Raw genomic sequence first — 15,465 nt, 5'->3', positions numbered from 1 at the left:
CGGAGATGTGTATAAGAGACAGGTAGGGGGCAGCCGCGCCGCCGTTCCGTCATGCCGGACCTGTTCCGGCATCCACCGTGCCGCATATGCATAAGCGGTTGACAATGCGGACCGGTGGCCCCCGGAACAAGTCCGGTGTGACGGTTCCTGCGGGGCGCCCAAGCGGTTTTACGGACGTGTCGCTCGCACCTACGTGACGCCCCGCCGGACCCCACGCCCCCGACCGGCGTTACGCCCACGTATCGATCACCGCCACGGGAGCGCCCGCCATGGAGCGCGAACCGCGCATCGACATCGTGCGCGGCATCGCCATCGTCACGATCTTCCTCAATCACCTGACGCAGGTCGTCGAATTCGCCGGCTATCGCGGGTGGATGATCCCCACGCCGACGCGGCTGGGCTTTTCCACCGCGGCGGAACTGTTCGTCATCATGTCGGGCTATATGGTCGGGCTGGTCTATCTGCGCCGCCCGCATCCGGCGCGCGCGATCGTCCGCCGCGCCGGCACCTTGTGGCTGTACGACATCGCGCTGCTCGCGATCGTGCTGCCGATCGGCCTGGTGATGACCGCGGGAGAGCTGGCGTTCTGGCGGCTCGACGTCTTCTGGACCGCCCCCGCCGCCGCCACTGCGCGCTTCGCGATGCTGCAATCCGCGCCGCGGCTGCTCGACATCCTGCAACTCTACATCTCGCTGATGCTGCTCGCCCCGCTGGCGATGGCGCTCCACGCCCGCGCACCTCGCGCGGTGATCCCGCTGTCGGTGGCGCTGTGGATCGCGTCGCAGGCGATCACCTGGCACGCCATCGCCGCGAATCCGGCCGCGAACCTCGGCACCGCCGTTTCGCTGGCGGCATGGCAGATGCTGTTCTTCGTGCCGATGGCGCTCGGCGCGCGATCGGCGCATCGCGCGCTGTTCGGCTGGCTCGACGGGCACCGCACCGCGCTGATCGCGCTCGTCACGCTGGCGATCGCCGCCGCGGCCGTCCGCCAGCTTCAGGAAGCGCAATGGCTGGCGCGGCCATGGTGGCTGGAGGCGCCGCTCGGTCTCCATCCGCTGCGCGTCGCCCATGCGGTGCTGATGCTGGTCTTCTACGCCGCGGTGCTGACGTGGCTGCGCCCGTGGCTGGCGCGCCAGCCGTGGCGCGCGCTGGCCGCGATCGGGCGCCACAGCCTCGATTGCTTCGCGGGCGGCGTGGTGCTCACCTATGCGCTTGGCACGCTGTGGCTGCGCGCGGGCGGTGGCTATCCGGCCTATTACGTGCTCGCACTCGCCGGGGTCGCCGCCACTATCGCGCTGGCTTATGCGCGGGATGCGCGCGCGGCACGGTTGCGCGGCACGCAGGCACCGTCCATCACCGCGCGATGACGACCCGACGCGATCTGCTCGGCGGCCTTGCCGCCACGGCCCTGCTGCCCGCCCTCCCCGCGCGTGCGCGCACCACGACGGCCACGATGCCCGCGCTGATCGCCGGCACCTATGCCAACGAAGGCGGCGCCGGCCTCTATACGCTCGCCCCCGCGGGCGCCGGCTGGCGCGTCGCGGCCCCCGCCCCGCTGACCGGCATCTCCTTCGGCGTGACGCATGGCGCGCACCGCTATCTGGCGAAGGAGCAGGCAAAGGGCCGACTGATCGTCACGGACCGCAACGCCCGCGTCCTCGCCGACGTGCCGAGCGGCGGGGACGATCCCTGCCATGTCGCGATCGCCCCCGATGCGCGCGCGCTGGCGGTCGCCAATTATTCGTCGGGCACGGTCTCAGTCTGGCCGCTCGGCCGCGATGGCCGCCCCGGCACCCCGACCGTCCGCCAGCAGCACGGCACCGGCCCCAATACGGATCGTCAGGCCGGGCCGCACGCGCATTGGGTCGGCTTCACCCGCGACGCACGCCGCCTCCACACCGTCGATCTGGGGGCGGATACGGTGTTCGCCTATGACATGGCCGGCGCGGTCCCCGGCGAACCGCGCGTCGCATGGCGCGCGCCTGCCGGCGCCGGGCCACGGCATCTGGCGCATCACCCGCGCCTGCCGGTCGCCTATGTCGTCACCGAACTGGGCAATACGCTGCTGACGCTCGACGCGCACGCCGACGGCACGTTCACGACGCGCACCACGCAATCGCTGCTGCCGGCGGGGTTCGCCGGCGCCTCCTTCGCCGCGCACCTCAGCCTCGACGCGCGCGGGCGGCGGCTCTATGCCTCCAACCGCGGGCATGACAGTATCGCGGTGTTCGATTTCGCCGCCGACGGCACCCCGCGCCTCATCCAGCATATCGCCAGCGGCGGGCACTGGCCGCGCTTCTTCCTGCTGCTGGAGGATCGCGCGCGCTGCCTGGTCGCCAACGAACGCAGCGGCACCGTCGCGGTGTTCCGCATCCTTCCCGACGGCCGGCTGGCGGCGACCGGGCAGGTGCTGGCGGTGCCCGGCGTGGTGTTCCTCGATCGCGCCTAGCCTTCCGCGCGCCGCTCGCCTATCTGGCGCGCTGTTTCTCCCTTTCGCACAGGCATCATCATGGGTTTCCGCTGCGGCATCGTGGGCCTGCCCAACGTCGGCAAGTCCACCCTCTTCAACGCGCTGACCGAAACGGCCGCGGCGCAGGCGGCCAATTATCCGTTCTGCACGATCGAGCCGAACGTCGGCAACGTCGGCGTCCCCGATCCGCGCCTGTCGAAGCTGGCGGCGATCGCCGGCTCGGGCAAGATCATCGAAACCCAGCTCGGCTTCGTCGATATCGCCGGGCTGGTGCGCGGCGCCAGCAAGGGCGAAGGGCTGGGCAACCAGTTCCTGGGCAACATCCGCGAGGTGGATGCGATCGTCCACGTCCTGCGCTGTTTCGAGAATGACGACATCCAGCATGTCGACAACCGCGTCGATCCGATCGCCGATGCCGAAACGGTCGAGACCGAGCTGATGCTGTCCGACCTCGAAAGCCTGGAGAAGCGCGTCCCCAACCTCGCCAAGAAAGGGCAGCAGGGCGACAAGGAGGCGAAGCTCGCCGCCGTCGTGCTGGGCCGCGCGCTCGACCTGCTGCGCGACGGCAAGCCCGCGCGGCTGACCGAGGTGGGCGACGTCGAGGAACGCCGCGTGCTGGATCAGGCGCAGCTGCTCACCGCCAAGCCGGTCCTCTACGTGTGCAACGTGAACGAGGAAGACGCCGCCAACGGCAATGCCCTGTCGCAGAAGGTGTTCGACAAGGCGAAGGCGGAGGGCGCGCAGGCGGTCGTCGTCTCCGCCGCGATCGAGGCGGAGATCGCGACGATGCCGCACGAGGATCGCGGCGAATTCCTCGCCGAGCTGGGGCTGGAGGAAACCGGCCTCGCGCGCGTGATCCGTGCGGGCTACGAACTGCTCCACCTGCTCACCTTCTTCACCGTCGGCCCGAAGGAAGCGCGCGCCTGGACGGTCGAGGCCGGGTCGAAGGCGCCGCAGGCCGCCGGCGCGATCCACTCCGATTTCGAACGCGGCTTCATCCGCGCCGAAACCATCGCCTTCGACGACTACGTCGCCTGCAACGGCGAAGCCGGCGCCCGCGAAGCGGGGAAGCTGCGTCAGGAAGGCAAGGAATATGTCGTCCACGACGGCGACGTGATGCTGTTCCGCTTCAACGTGTGATGCGGGCGGCGGCCGGTCCCGGAACCGGCCACCGTCCGCTCGCGCCACTTGCAGCACCGGCCCCGTCATGCCGGAGCCGTTCCGGCATCCACGGCGCAGGGTACACCCGGGGGCTGATGGCGTGGTCATGACGGCCCGGAACACGGAGATGCGCCGATGTTCCGGTCGAAAACATCACGCGGCCAACTGAAACCCGGTCATCGCCCGCTCCGCACCGCCCCCTCTACCCTACATCTGCGCTCTTTCGCCGCCCCCGTCCGCGGCGTATTGCCGCGTCATGAAGGCTCCGTTCGCATCGCTCGCCGCCGCGCTCGCCCTGTTGTCGGGATGCGCCTACCCTTACGCACCGCGCGCATTGCCCCCCGCGACCACGCCCGCACCGCCCGCAAATGCCGCATCGGCGCCCGCAGAACAGCGCCCGCCCGTCACGATTCTCGTGTCGATCGACGGGTTTCGCCCCGATTATCTCGATCGCGGCGTCACGCCGAACCTCTCGCGGCTCGCCGCGGGCGGCGTCACCGCCGCCATGCGCCCGTCCTTCCCCAGCAAGACCGCGCCCAATCACTGGACGCTCGTCACCGGGCTCGTCCCCGATCACCACGGCGTCGTCGCGAACACCATGGAGGATGCCGCGCGCCCCGGTGAGGTCTTCACGATGTCGAACGACGATCCCTTCTGGTGGAACGGCGGCGAACCCGTGTGGGTGACCGCGGAAAGGGCTGGAATCCGCACCGCGACGATGTTCTGGCCGGGCAGCAACGTCGCCTGGGGCGGCGTTCGCGACCCGCAATGGCCGCATCCGGTCGCCAATGGCACCCGCCCGCACGACTGGCAGGAATTCAACCAGCAGATCACCGGCCACCAGCGCGTCGACGCGGTCATCGACTGGCTCCGCCGCCCCGCCGCCACCCGCCCGGCGTTCGTCACGCTCTATTTCGACAATGTCGACACCGCCGGCCACACCTTCGGCCCCGCCGCCCCGGAAATGACCGCCACGGTCGCGCAGGTCGACAGCTGGATCGGCGAACTGGTCGCCGGCCTCGCCACGCTGGGACAGCCCGCAAACCTCGTCATCGTCGCCGACCACGGCATGGCGCCCACCGCATCGACCCGCACGATCGCGCTCGACACGATCGTCCCGCCGGCCGACGCGCGCATCATCGACACCGGCCCGTTCGCCACCTTCGTCCCGACGCCGGGCCGCGAGGACGCGGTGGCGCGCGCGCTCCTCGCCCCGCATCCCCATATGCAATGCTGGCGGCGGCAGGCGATTCCAGCGCGCTTCCGCTACGGCACCAACCCGCGCATCCCGCCGTTCTTCTGTCTGGCGGAGGATGGCCCCGCCGGCGCATGGACGATCGCGAAGACCGCCCCCGCCAAGCCGTTTACCGGCGGCGCACACGGCTATGACAATGACGCGGCCGACATGCGCGCGCTGTTCATCGCCAATGGCCCCGCCTTTGCCACCGGCCGGCGGATCGCGACGTTCGACAATGTCGATATTGCCCCGCTGATCCGCGACCTGCTCGGCCTGCCGCCCGGTCAGCGGCTAGATGGTGACGACCGGCCGTTCCGGGGCGTGCTGCGTCGCTGAAGACGACAAGAAAGGAAAAGAGGATGCAGTATTTTGAGGATCTCGAGATCGGAAAGGTCGCGCGGTTCGGCCGATATGAGGTGACCCGCGAAGAGGTGATCGAGTTCGCCCGCCGCTACGATCCACAGCCCTTCCACCTTTCCGACGAGGCCGCGGCTGCGACGCATTTCGGGCGGCTGTCGGCCAGCGGATGGCACACCTGCGCGATGACCATGGCGATGCTGGTCGCCAATCTGAAGGAACATCGCCAGGCCGGGCTGGGATCGCCCGGTATGGACGAATTGCGCTGGCTCGTTCCCGTCTATCCGGGCGACGCGCTACGCGTCGAAAGCGAGGTACTGGAGAAGCGCGTGTCGCAATCCCGGCCCGAAATGGGCATCTTCAAGAGCCGCGTCACCGTTTTCAATCAGGACGACGTCGCAGTGATGTCGATGATCTCGAACGGCCTGATCCAGACCCGGCCGGCCTGAAAGCGTCAGCGATCGCGCCGCGGCCGGAACGCCCGGTCCGGGCGCGGCGTGCGATAGCCCTCTGCCCTGTTCTCGCGCCGCAGATCGCGGTAATCGCGACGGACGTCCTGGCGATAGTCGCGCCGTGCATCACGCCGCACGTCGCGGAACTGTCCGCGATCAATGGTCCCCGCGCGATACGCCTCACGCCCCGCCCGCACGTCACCGCGATAGTCGCGGCGCTCCCGCCGAACGTCGCCGCGGAAGTCCTGCCAGTTGTTGCGTACCGCGCGGTCGCCCCACGCCCCGCGGCGCCCCTGCCAGTAGCGTTGCTGGTCCGCATTCCACCGCACCGGACGACGATAGCGATCATAGACGAAGCCACCGGTGCCGGGATAATAATAATCCCCGTACCATCCGTAATAGCTGGGCGCGACACCGCCGCCCCACCCGCCGCCGGCATAATAGGGATCGCCATAATAGCCGCCGTTGCCATAGCCCATCGACACGCCGCTATAGCCATAACCGTCGGTGCAGCCCGCCGTCGCGAGCATCCCGCACCCCAGCAAGGCCGCGCTGGCCCATTGCCTTAGCACCATCGTCACTCTCCCGTCGTGGCACGGGACGGCGGTCGCATCGCCGGCCGTCGCGGACGTGAAGGGGAACCGCCGACGCGCGCGCCGGGTTCCGGCGCCCCGTCAGTCGCCGGGAAAGTCGACCAACGCGTGGACCGTGATGCCGTCGTCGCGCAGCCGATCGGCACCGCCCAGATCGGGCAGGTCGACGACGAACTGCGCCTGCGTCACCACCCCGCCGGCCTTGCGCAGCAAGCGCAGCGCCGCACGCGCGGTGCCGCCGGTGGCGATCAGGTCGTCGACCAGCAGGACGCGCGCGCCAGGCACCAGCGCGTCGGCGTGGATCGCGATCCGGTCCTGGCCGTATTCCAGCGCATAATCCTCCGCGATGGTCGCGCCGGGAAGCTTGCCGTCCTTGCGGATCAGCAGCACCCCGGCCCGCAACGGTACGGCCAGCGCTGCCGCGAACAGAAAGCCGCGTGCCTCGATCCCCGCGACCAGATCTACCGGCCCGTCGACCGCAGCGGCCATCCGCTCGATGCACGTCGCGACACCGGCTGGCGACAGCAGCAGCGTGGTGATGTCGCGAAACGCGATTCCCGGCTTGGGAAAGTCGGGGATGGTGCGGATCAGCGCCCGCAGGTCGGCATTACGCTCCGGCCCGGCCATGTCGTCCTCCTCGAATTCCCACAAACAAAAACCCCGGCGCGGCGGCCGGGGTCATGATACGACCGTGTGCCGCCGCCACCAGGGCGGCAGCCGCGCCGATCAATGTTTGATGTCGCGCCAGACGTTCTGATACGCGCCCCACGCCAGATAGACGAAGATCAGCAGGAAGATCACCGCCGCGAAGCCGGCCGCATGGCGGGCCTCCAGGTTCGGTTCCGCCGTCCAGGTCAGGAACGCCGCCACGTCGCGCGCCATCTGATCCTTGGTCGCCTTGGTCCCGTCGCTGTACGTCACCTGCCCGTCCGAGGTCAGCGGCGGCGGCATCGCGATGTTGAGGTTCGCGAAATACGGGTTGTAGTGCAGTCCCGGCGGGGTCTTGGCGCCCGGGAACTTCTCAATCAGTTCGGCCGGCTGGTTGCGATAGCCGGTGATCAGCGCATGGACGTAGTTCGACCCGTCATGCCGCGCCTTCGTCATCAGCGACAGGTCGGGCGGGATGGCGTTGTTGTTCGCCGCGCGCGCCGCAATGTCGTTGGCGAAGGGCAGCGGGAAGCGATCGGACGGCAGGTTCTTGCGCGTCGCGGCTTCGCCCGTTTCCGGGTTCACCGTCGGCTGCTCGATCACCCACTGGTTCGCGATCGCCTTCACCTCGGCCTCGGAATAGCCGATGTGCTCGAGGTCGCGGAACGACACGTACTTCAGCGAATGGCAGGCGGCGCACACTTCCTTGTACACCTGGAAGCCGCGCTGCAGCTGCTGCCGGTCGAACTTCCCGAAGAAGCCGGCCGAGGACAGGTGAATGTCCTCGGGATGGAGGTGGAATTCATGTTCCGCCGATTCCGGTGCCGGATTCTGGATCGCGTCCTTCGCGGTGAAGAACAGCGCCAGCGCGAGCACGAAGACGAACCCCGCGCCGATCACCAGTGAAATGAGACGAGCCATTGTCTTATCTGTCCCCTAATCGTCTCGTTTCGGTCAGCCGGCCATGGCCGTCTGCGCAGGCGACGTGCCGCCATGCTTTGCCAGCACCGCCTCGGTGATCGAGTTCGGCAGCGGACGCGGCTTCTCCGCGGCCGACACCAGCGGCAGGATGATGAGGAAGTGCGCGAAATAGTAAGCCGCCGCGATCTGCCCGATCATCACGTTGCGCGCGGTCGCCTCGGCACCCCCGACATAGCCGAGCACCAGCACGTCGATCAGCAGCACCAGAAGGAACCAGCGATAGGTCGGGCGATAATTGGCCGAGCGCACCGGCGAGCTGTCCAGCCACGGCAGGAAGAACAGCAGCAGGATCGAGCCGAACATCGCCACCACGCCCCACAGCTTGGCCGGCAGGATGAAGTCCGCGGTGAAGCTCTTGAGGATCGCGTAGAACGGCAGGAAGTACCATTCCGGAACGATGTGCGCCGGGGTCGAGAGCGGGTTCGCCTCGATGTAGTTGTCCGGGTGGCCCAGCAGGTTCGGCGAGAAGAAGATCAGCAGCGCGAACACCAGGAAGAACACGCCCACGCCCACGCCGTCCTTGGCGGTGTAATAGGGATGGAACGGCACCGTGTCCTGCTCGCCCTTCACGTCGACGCCGGTCGGGTTGTTCGAACCCGGAATGTGCAGCGCCCAGATGTGGAGGATGATAACGCCCGCGATCACGAACGGCAGCAGATAGTGGAGCGAGAAGAACCGGTTGAGCGCGGCATTATCCGGCGCAAAGCCGCCCAGCAGCCACACGCGGATCGTTTCGCCCACCAGCGGGATCGCCGAGAAGAAGCCGGTGATGACCTGCGCGCCCCAGAAGCTCATCTGCCCCCACGGGAGCACATAACCCATGAACGCGGTCGCCATCATCAGCAGGAAGATCACGACGCCCAGCAGCCACACCATCTCGCGCGGCGCCTTGTACGATCCGTAATACAGCCCGCGGCCGATGTGGATATAGACCACCGCCAGGAACATCGACGCGCCGTTGGCGTGCGCATAGCGCAGGAACCAGCCGGCGTTGACGTCGCGCATGATGCTTTCGACCGAACCGAACGCGACACCCGCATTGGCAGCATAATGCATCGCCAGCACGACGCCGGTGACGATCTGGATCACCAGCGCGGCACCCGCCAGGACGCCGAAGTTCCAGAAATAGTTGAGGTTGCGCGGCACCGGATAGCCCGCACCGATCGCATTGTAGACGAGCCGCGGCATCGGCAGCTTCTCGTCCAGCCAGCGCATCAGCGGCTGCTTCGGTTCGTAATGCTTGGCCCAGGGAAAGCTCATGTCCTAAATCCTCCCTCAGCCCACCGTCACGACGGTGTCGGACGTGAAATTATAGTCGGGCACGGCCAGGTTCTTGGGCGCCGGCCCCTGCCGGATACGACCCGCCGTGTCATAGGCCGAGCCGTGGCACGGGCAGAAATAGCCGCCGAACGGCCCGCGATTTTCGCCCTCGCGCGCGCCCAGCGGCACGCAGCCCAGGTGGGTGCAGACGCCCAGCGTGATCAGCCAGTTCTTCTTTCCCGCCTTGGTGCGCTGTTCCAGCGTCTGCGGGTCGCGCAGCGAGCTGACCGCCACCGCATCGGCCTCGCCGATTTCCTTGGGCGTCAGGTTGCGCACGAACAGCGGCTGTTTGCGGAAGCTGGCGACGATCGCCTGCCCCGGCTCGATCTTCGAGATGTCCACCTCGGTGGTGGATTGCGCCAGCACGTCGGCCGACGGATTCATCTGGTTGATGAGCGGCAGGACGATCGCGACCGCGCCGACCCCGGCGAAGGAGACCGCGGCGATGTTGATGAAATCGCGACGGCGCGGATCGTGCGCCTCCTCGTGATAGGGCGCGGGATTCTCGCCCGGAGGGATCATGTCGTCTGCCGTCGCCATTCGCGTCGCACCTCTACCCGTTCGTCTGTTGCCGGGCCGGCTCCATGCCGTGATGACATATCGACGCCCCGCCGCCGGCCTGCCCGTCCCCACGGCGGCCCGCCCGGCCTGATAGCCATGCCGGGCGCGCTTTGCCAACAGCATTTTGCGCGCGGACCCCAACCCGGCTAGGCGCACTGTCATGCGCATCGCCCTGTACCAGCCGGACATCGCCGGCAATGTCGGCACCCTGCTGCGGCTGGGGGCGTGCCTAGGCGTGGCGGTCGATCTGATCGAACCGATGGGCTTCGCGTGGAGCGAGCGGGCATGGGCGCGCGCCGCGATGGACTATGCCGGGAAGGTCGCGGTGACCCGCCATGTCGACTGGGCGGCGTTCCTGGCGGCATCCAGCGGGCGGATCGTGCTGGCCACCACCGCGGCGGACGCCGTGCCGCTGCCGCAGGCGCGGTTCGCCCACGACGACATCCTGCTGCTTGGCAGCGAGGGCGCGGGCGTTCCGCTGGCGGCACATGCACGCGCCGACATGGCGGTGCGCATCCCGATGCGCGCGGGCCTGCGCTCGCTCAACGTCGCGGTTGCAGGCGCGATCGTGCTGGGCGAGGCGTTGCGGCAGACCGGCGGGTGGGACGAACTGACCGATTGACCGCATCGCCCGCGCCCGCGATGGCAGGGGCATGCAACTGGACGAGCAACAGCGCGCGGCGCGCACCTGGTTCGAGCATCTGCGCGACCTGATCTGCGCCGAATTCGAGGCGATCGAGCGGGAGGCCGGGTCCGACGCGACCTTCGACTATCTCCCCTGGGACCGTGCCGACCCGTCAGGCGCGCCGGGCGGCGGCGGGGTGCGCGGCGTGATGAAGGGCCGCGTGTTCGAGAAGGTGGGCGTCAACGTCTCCACCGTCGGCGGCACGTTCGAGGGCGATTTCGCGCGCACCATCCACGGCGCCGGCGAGGATCCGCGCTTCTTCGCCACCGGGATCAGCCTGGTCGCGCACATGGCCAATCCGCACGTGCCCGCGGTGCATATGAACACGCGCTTCCTGCGCACCACGAAACAATGGTTCGGCGGCGGCGCCGACCTGAACCCGCCGCTGCCGGTCGCGCAGGACACCGCCGATTTCCATGCCGAACTGGCACGCGCCTGCGATGCGCACGATCCGACGCATTATCCGCGGTTCAAGGCGTGGGCGGACGATTACTTCTACATCCCGCATCGCGGCGTCCACCGCGGCGTGGGCGGCATCTTCTACGATCATCTGGAAAACGACTTTGCGGCGGATTTCGCGTTCACGCAGGACGTCGGGCGCGCGTTCCTTGCCGCCTATCCGCGAATCGTCCGGCGGCGCATGGCCGATCCGTTCACGGCCGAGGACCTGGCCGAGCAGCGCCGCTGGCGTGGCCGTTATGCCGAGTTCAACCTGGTCTACGACCGCGGCACGCTGTTCGGGCTGAAGACCGGGGGCAATATCGATGCGATCCTGATGAGCCTGCCACCCGTCGCGACATGGGAGTAACGCACGTGGCGGGGCTGCACGCGGTGCCCGACGATCATGTCGCAACGATCGTCACCACGCTGGAGATGCGCACCCGCCCGCCGCTGCGCCCCATGCCCGCTTCGCCGCTGCGGCTGACGCGCTGGGATGCCCCGGCCCCCGATCGCTATCGCACGCTGTTCCGCCGCGTGGGGGCACGCTGGCTGTGGTATTCGCGATTGGTGATGGACGATGCGGCGCTGACCGCGATCATCCACGATCCGGCGGTGGAGGTGTTCGCCGCGGTCGATCGCGCGGGGGTCGAACTGGGGATGCTGGAATTGGACCGGCGCCAGACGGGCGCATGCGAGATCGGCTATTTCGCGCTCGTCCCCGAACTGGCGGGCAAGGGGCTGGGCCGCTGGCTGATGGCGGAGGCGCTGGCGCGCGCGTGGACGTCGGGGACGCGGCGCGTGTGGCTTCACACCTGCACGCTCGATCACCCGGCGGCGCTGGGCTTCTATCGCGCGCAGGGCTTTACCGCGACGGCGCGGACGGTGGAGGTGTTTGCCGACCCGCGCGTTCTCGGCGTGCTGCCGGCCGATGCCGCGCCTCAGGTGCCGCTGCTCGCGCGCACGCGATAGATGATGATCCCCACCAGCAACGTGCCCGTGGCATAGATCGCGCCGACCGCGGCGATCCCGGCATCGACCAGCGACAGCAGCAGCGGATTGGCGTTGCCCGGCATCCGCAGCCATTCGTCGGCCTGCATCAGAGGCACCGCCACCAGATATTGCGCCAGGAACAGCGTCACCAGCGCCCCCGTGATCGCCCAGCCGTGCCCGCGCGTCATCGCCAGGCTGACGCGGATCGCGCGCCCCACGCCCAGCCCCGGCCGCCGCGCGATCGCCGGGATCGACGCGACCAGCCGCGCCTGCACGTACAGGCCGGGCAGGACGAACAGCCACAGACCGATCCCCACCGGAACGGCGATCGCCACGCTGGCGATCAGGAACGGCCAGAAGGTGCGCGACGCGATACGCAGCGCCTGCCCCACGGTCGGACGATCGGCATCGAGCAGCAGCACCGCCACCGCCGCCGCGCCGAAAATACCTGCCACATCGGCAACCACGAACCACAGGCCGTTGGCCTGCCCCCATTGCGCCATCGCGGTCACCCACGCCTGCATCGCCAGTTCGTCACGCGGCGCGGGCGGGATCGGCGGGACCGGGTCGCTCAGCAGCAAGGCGGCAAAGGCGGGGAGGAAGACGAACAGCGCGGTGATCGCGATGACCGGGTCCAGGCTGCGGCGCAGCAGCCGCCACGTCGCCGCCAGCAATCCGGCGAAGGTGAAGGTCATGCCAGTTGCGCCGCCGCCTCGTCGCGCGCCAGCGCAGCGGCATAGAATTGCGCGTAGAACACCGTCTGTACCACCGTGCCCGCCGCGGTCACCAGCGTTACGAACAGCGATACGATCAATGTCACCATCGCCTCCGCCTCGCCGCCCAGCAACAGGCGCGCGATCACCCCGGTGACCGACCCCACCGCCGCCATCACGACCAGCAGGACGATCCCGAACAGGATCATGACCCCCAGCAATCGCAGCGCAGACCCACGCGACAGCGCGACGCTGCGTGCGATCGCGCCGAACCCGCGCCGCTCGTTCACGATCACCGCGAACAGCGGCACCAGCCGCGCGCTGAACCACAACAGCACGATCAGCCCGACGACCATCAGCAGCGCCGACGCCGCCAGCATTCCACTTGCGGCGTTGGCGACATCGACCGTCCCCGCTGCGCTGACTGTCGCGCCCGCCGCGAACAGCGCGACGATCGACGGCAGGAACAGAACGCCGAACGCGATCACCAGCACAATCAGGTTTGCCAGCGCCGGCCCAAGCCGCGCGGCGCCCAGCCGCCGCCCCTGCGCGCCGTCGACCGCCGGATCGGTGGCGACCGCCGTCATCGCCAGCACGCCGATGATCGTCAGCACCGCCGATACGATTCCGATCACCCCCTGCGCCGCGCCGGTGCCCCCCGGCTGACCGGTCAGTGCGGCATAGGCCGGCTCCAGCAGGCCAGGGACATAGACGGTGGCGAGCGCGATGCCCGCCAGGATCGCCATACGCCCGCGGATCACGTCCAGCGTACGATCCCAGACGGTTCCCATTCTGATTGCAGCCATGACGATCGCGGCTCCCCTGCCCGCCCCAGTGGCCCGATCGCCTAGCCGATCCGACGGGCGCTTGCCAATCGTGTCGCGCGATCGCATCTGGGACAGGTGCAGGGACCGGACGGGATCGAGTGGCGCGTGTCGCCGGGGTTGACCGATTATGCGGAGGCGCTGTCCGCGATGGAGGCGCGCGCCGCCGCGATCGCCGCGGGCGAAGCGTCCGAACTGATCTGGCTGCTGGAACATCCGCCGGTCTACACCGCGGGCACCAGCGCGGATCCCGCCGAGTTGATCGACCCGCGGTTCCCCGTGGTGCCGGCGGGGCGCGGCGGCCGCTACACCTATCACGGTCCGGGGCAGCGTATCGGCTATCTGATGCTCGACCTCAACCGGCGCGGCCGCGACGTGCGCTGCTTCGTCCATGCGATGGAAGGCTGGGTGATCGCGGCGCTGGCCCGGGTCGGGATCACCGCGTTCCGCGCCCCCGGCCGCATCGGAATCTGGACCCGCGACGCCACCGGCCAGGAGGCGAAGATCGGCGCGATCGGTATCCGCGTGCGACGCTGGGTCACGCTGCACGGCTTCTCTGTGAACATCGCGCCGAACCTGTCCGACTTCGGTGGCATCGTCCCGTGCGGCATCGCCGAATATCCGGTCACCAGTGCGCAAGCACTTGGTATATCATGCGATCATGCAACCTTCGACGCTGCGCTCGCGTTCACTGCTCCGGCCTTTCTGACAAGCTTGACTTGTGACGCTGAAATCGAGGCTTGAGGGGCCGGTCATCTGCGATTAATGTCTACGTCGATTTGGGATGAAAGACCCCGAAGGTCGCCAAATCCACAGTCTAGGGAGCAATTTCATGCGTGCAGTCATCACCAAGGTTCTGACCGGTTCGGCGCTCGCGGCAGCCGCGCTCGCGGTTTCGGCGTGTGGTTCGAAGACGGAGACCACCGACAACACCATGATCACCGACATGAATGCCACCGAAGGCATGGACACCATGACCGACAACATGACGGCAGTGGATGGCACCATGAATGGCGGCATGATGGCGAACGACACCATGGGCAACGACATGATGATGACCAACATGTCGAACGCGATGTAATCTGCCGCACGGCGATTACTTTGGGAACGGGCCGTCCGGGCGACCGGGCGGCTCTTTTCGTATCGACGCCCGACACCTTCGCAGATGCAACGCACACGACCGCGATCGTTACGCCATATCATCGAAATTCCGCCATTTTCTGTCCTATGCACGACGAATGGTGACAGAAAGCCCTTGGGACGGCGCGACGCTATGCCGTATGAGGGTTAACGCGGGTCCACCGCGACGATGGAGTGTGTAATGCAAAAGGTGGGGTTCGCCGGCGCGGTTGCGGCGCTGGCGGCATGCGTCATGGGAGCGATGCCGGCATCGGCACAATTCTACTTCAAATCGAAGGATCTGCGCGGGGAGCCTGTCACCGGAACCGAGCCGGGCATCGGCCAGCCGCTACCGGATGCCACACCGGCGGAGTTGCGCGCCGGCGTCATCTGGAACATGCGTGCCGCGCTTAACGTCGCCGCGCTGCAATGCCAGTTCGAACCGACGCTGTTGACGGTGTCCAACTACAACGCCGTGCTGGCCGATCACAAGGCGGAGCTGGCGAGCTCCTATGCCATGCTCGCCAAATATTTCGAGCGGAAAGCCAAGACGAAGAAGGACGGGCAGAACGCACTCGACCAGTTCGGGACGCGCACCTATTCCGGCTTCGCGACCGTCGCCGCACAGTTCGGCTTCTGCGCCACCGCCGCCGACATCGGGCGCGCCGCGCTGTATGCGCCGCGCGGCAAGTTCGGCGACGTGGCGATCGCGCGGATGCGCGAATTGCGCAACAGTCTGACGCCCTGGGGCGAACAGCAATTCCCGCGGCTGAGCATATTGCCCGCCACGCTGCCGCGCTTCGACAAGAATTGCTGGAAGAAGTCGGATTTCGACGTCCGCCGCTGCGGCGAACCGCTGACTCCGATCACCTACGCCGCACGCTGATGACCGCACCGGCGGGCGGCGTAGGTG

18 protein-coding genes are annotated in these 15,465 nt (G+C 68.2%); 11 read left to right on the top strand and 7 right to left on the bottom strand.

Annotated elements, in window-relative coordinates:
• The first annotated feature begins 269 nt into the window (after window positions 1-269).
• From opgC to AX685_RS04250, 5 genes are all read left to right on the top strand, one after another.
• Window positions 270-1,367: an OpgC domain-containing protein gene (gene opgC, locus AX685_RS04270; RefSeq protein ID WP_066485751.1), complete on the top strand. Its 1,098-nt coding sequence runs from the start codon at window positions 270-272 to the stop codon at window positions 1,365-1,367.
• Window positions 1,364-2,449 carry a lactonase family protein gene (locus AX685_RS04265; protein ID WP_066485749.1) on the top strand — a complete coding sequence of 362 codons (1,086 nt, stop codon included), beginning with the start codon at window positions 1,364-1,366 and terminating at the stop codon, window positions 2,447-2,449. The genes opgC and AX685_RS04265 overlap by 4 nt, the downstream gene beginning before the upstream one ends.
• A 60-nt stretch (window positions 2,450-2,509) precedes the next feature.
• A complete protein-coding gene (gene ychF / locus AX685_RS04260) occupies window positions 2,510-3,610 on the top strand; it encodes a redox-regulated ATPase YchF (RefSeq protein ID WP_066485746.1) in 1,101 nt (366 codons plus the stop codon).
• A gap of 277 nt (window positions 3,611-3,887) precedes the next feature.
• Window positions 3,888-5,204 carry an alkaline phosphatase family protein gene (locus AX685_RS04255; RefSeq protein WP_066485743.1) on the top strand — a complete coding sequence of 439 codons (1,317 nt, stop codon included), beginning with the start codon at window positions 3,888-3,890 and terminating at the stop codon, window positions 5,202-5,204.
• A 23-nt stretch (window positions 5,205-5,227) separates the two neighbouring features.
• The gene (locus AX685_RS04250) at window positions 5,228-5,674 is read left to right on the top strand and encodes a MaoC family dehydratase (RefSeq protein WP_066485741.1); all 447 of its coding nucleotides are present in this window, start codon (window positions 5,228-5,230) and stop codon (window positions 5,672-5,674) included.
• Window positions 5,675-5,679: 5 nt separating this feature from the next.
• On the opposite strand, the gene AX685_RS22285 is transcribed toward AX685_RS04250, so the two are convergent.
• The 5 genes from AX685_RS22285 to petA all read right to left on the bottom strand — a co-directional run bounded on the left by AX685_RS22285 (window position 5,680) and on the right by petA (window position 9,741).
• Window positions 5,680-6,252 (bottom strand): peptidase, encoded by a 573-nt coding sequence (locus tag AX685_RS22285; RefSeq protein WP_231738544.1) that lies wholly within the window; start codon window positions 6,250-6,252, stop codon window positions 5,680-5,682.
• A 99-nt stretch (window positions 6,253-6,351) separates the two neighbouring features.
• On the bottom strand, window positions 6,352-6,897 hold the full coding sequence (locus AX685_RS04240; RefSeq protein WP_066485764.1) for an adenine phosphoribosyltransferase: 546 nt from the start codon (window positions 6,895-6,897) through the stop codon (window positions 6,352-6,354).
• 99 nt (window positions 6,898-6,996) lie between these two features.
• Window positions 6,997-7,839 (bottom strand): cytochrome c1, encoded by an 843-nt coding sequence (locus tag AX685_RS04235; protein WP_066485735.1) that lies wholly within the window; start codon window positions 7,837-7,839, stop codon window positions 6,997-6,999.
• Between the two features lie 33 nt (window positions 7,840-7,872).
• On the bottom strand, window positions 7,873-9,159 hold the full coding sequence (locus AX685_RS04230; protein ID WP_066485728.1) for a cytochrome b: 1,287 nt from the start codon (window positions 9,157-9,159) through the stop codon (window positions 7,873-7,875).
• Window positions 9,160-9,174: 15 nt separating this feature from the next.
• Window positions 9,175-9,741, bottom strand: a complete 567-nt coding sequence (gene petA / locus AX685_RS04225; protein WP_066485758.1) for a ubiquinol-cytochrome c reductase iron-sulfur subunit — start codon at window positions 9,739-9,741, stop codon at window positions 9,175-9,177.
• Window positions 9,742-9,940: 199 nt separating this feature from the next.
• On the opposite strand from petA, the gene AX685_RS04220 reads away from it, so the two are divergent.
• The 3 genes from AX685_RS04220 (at window position 9,941) to AX685_RS04210 (ending at window position 11,875) form a co-directional block, all read left to right on the top strand.
• A complete protein-coding gene (locus tag AX685_RS04220) occupies window positions 9,941-10,402 on the top strand; it encodes a tRNA (cytidine(34)-2'-O)-methyltransferase (protein ID WP_066485726.1) in 462 nt (153 codons plus the stop codon).
• Between the two features lie 31 nt (window positions 10,403-10,433).
• The gene (gene hemF / locus AX685_RS04215) at window positions 10,434-11,273 is read left to right on the top strand and encodes an oxygen-dependent coproporphyrinogen oxidase (protein WP_066485722.1); all 840 of its coding nucleotides are present in this window, start codon (window positions 10,434-10,436) and stop codon (window positions 11,271-11,273) included.
• 65 nt (window positions 11,274-11,338) lie between these two features.
• Complete coding sequence (locus AX685_RS04210) at window positions 11,339-11,875, top strand: GNAT family N-acetyltransferase (protein ID WP_231738543.1); 537 nt, start codon at window positions 11,339-11,341, stop codon at window positions 11,873-11,875.
• Here AX685_RS04210 and AX685_RS04205 read toward each other — a convergent pair.
• Window positions 11,845-12,591: a hypothetical protein gene (locus tag AX685_RS04205; protein WP_066485719.1), complete on the bottom strand. Its 747-nt coding sequence runs from the start codon at window positions 12,589-12,591 to the stop codon at window positions 11,845-11,847. The genes AX685_RS04210 and AX685_RS04205 overlap by 31 nt on opposite strands.
• On the bottom strand, window positions 12,588-13,400 hold the full coding sequence (locus AX685_RS04200; RefSeq protein WP_066485718.1) for a hypothetical protein: 813 nt from the start codon (window positions 13,398-13,400) through the stop codon (window positions 12,588-12,590). Before AX685_RS04200 ends, AX685_RS04205 begins: the two co-directional genes overlap by 4 nt.
• Window positions 13,401-13,511: 111 nt before the next feature.
• Here AX685_RS04200 and lipB point away from each other — a divergent pair, with 111 nt between their 5' ends.
• The 3 genes from lipB to AX685_RS04185 all read left to right on the top strand — a co-directional run bounded on the left by lipB (window position 13,512) and on the right by AX685_RS04185 (window position 15,438).
• Entirely contained in the window at window positions 13,512-14,177 is a 666-nt protein-coding gene (gene lipB / locus AX685_RS04195) for a lipoyl(octanoyl) transferase LipB (protein WP_176484775.1), read from the top strand.
• Window positions 14,178-14,265: 88 nt separating this feature from the next.
• On the top strand, window positions 14,266-14,514 hold the full coding sequence (locus AX685_RS04190; protein WP_066485714.1) for a hypothetical protein: 249 nt from the start codon (window positions 14,266-14,268) through the stop codon (window positions 14,512-14,514).
• 240 nt (window positions 14,515-14,754) lie between these two features.
• The gene (locus AX685_RS04185; protein WP_066485712.1) at window positions 14,755-15,438 is read left to right on the top strand and encodes a hypothetical protein; all 684 of its coding nucleotides are present in this window, start codon (window positions 14,755-14,757) and stop codon (window positions 15,436-15,438) included.
• Window positions 15,439-15,465: the final 27 nt, after the last annotated feature.

It is taken from the genome of Sphingomonas sp. CCH9-F2 (assembly GCF_001556735.1).
Lineage (GTDB): Bacteria > Pseudomonadota > Alphaproteobacteria > Sphingomonadales > Sphingomonadaceae > Sphingomonas > Sphingomonas ginsenosidimutans.
This window is presented reverse-complemented; position numbering and strand designations above follow the sequence as displayed.

Coding starts and splice junctions, on each gene's coding strand:
- ychF (WP_066485746.1), top strand. CDS start 2,510: ATGGGTTTCCGCTGCGGCATCGTGGGCCTGCCCAACGTCGGCAAGTCC.
- AX685_RS04265 (WP_066485749.1), top strand. CDS start 1,364: ATGACGACCCGACGCGATCTGCTCGGCGGCCTTGCCGCCACGGCCCTG.
- AX685_RS22285 (WP_231738544.1), bottom strand. CDS start 6,252: ATGGTGCTAAGGCAATGGGCCAGCGCGGCCTTGCTGGGGTGCGGGATG.
- AX685_RS04210 (WP_231738543.1), top strand. CDS start 11,339: ATGCGCACCCGCCCGCCGCTGCGCCCCATGCCCGCTTCGCCGCTGCGG.
- AX685_RS04205 (WP_066485719.1), bottom strand. CDS start 12,591: ATGACCTTCACCTTCGCCGGATTGCTGGCGGCGACGTGGCGGCTGCTG.
- AX685_RS04235 (WP_066485735.1), bottom strand. CDS start 7,839: ATGGCTCGTCTCATTTCACTGGTGATCGGCGCGGGGTTCGTCTTCGTG.
- AX685_RS04240 (WP_066485764.1), bottom strand. CDS start 6,897: ATGGCCGGGCCGGAGCGTAATGCCGACCTGCGGGCGCTGATCCGCACC.
- hemF (WP_066485722.1), top strand. CDS start 10,434: ATGCAACTGGACGAGCAACAGCGCGCGGCGCGCACCTGGTTCGAGCAT.
- AX685_RS04230 (WP_066485728.1), bottom strand. CDS start 9,159: ATGAGCTTTCCCTGGGCCAAGCATTACGAACCGAAGCAGCCGCTGATG.
- AX685_RS04190 (WP_066485714.1), top strand. CDS start 14,266: ATGCGTGCAGTCATCACCAAGGTTCTGACCGGTTCGGCGCTCGCGGCA.
- petA (WP_066485758.1), bottom strand. CDS start 9,741: ATGATCCCTCCGGGCGAGAATCCCGCGCCCTATCACGAGGAGGCGCAC.
- AX685_RS04220 (WP_066485726.1), top strand. CDS start 9,941: ATGCGCATCGCCCTGTACCAGCCGGACATCGCCGGCAATGTCGGCACC.
- opgC (WP_066485751.1), top strand. CDS start 270: ATGGAGCGCGAACCGCGCATCGACATCGTGCGCGGCATCGCCATCGTC.
- AX685_RS04200 (WP_066485718.1), bottom strand. CDS start 13,400: ATGGGAACCGTCTGGGATCGTACGCTGGACGTGATCCGCGGGCGTATG.
- AX685_RS04250 (WP_066485741.1), top strand. CDS start 5,228: ATGCAGTATTTTGAGGATCTCGAGATCGGAAAGGTCGCGCGGTTCGGC.
- AX685_RS04255 (WP_066485743.1), top strand. CDS start 3,888: ATGAAGGCTCCGTTCGCATCGCTCGCCGCCGCGCTCGCCCTGTTGTCG.
- AX685_RS04185 (WP_066485712.1), top strand. CDS start 14,755: ATGCAAAAGGTGGGGTTCGCCGGCGCGGTTGCGGCGCTGGCGGCATGC.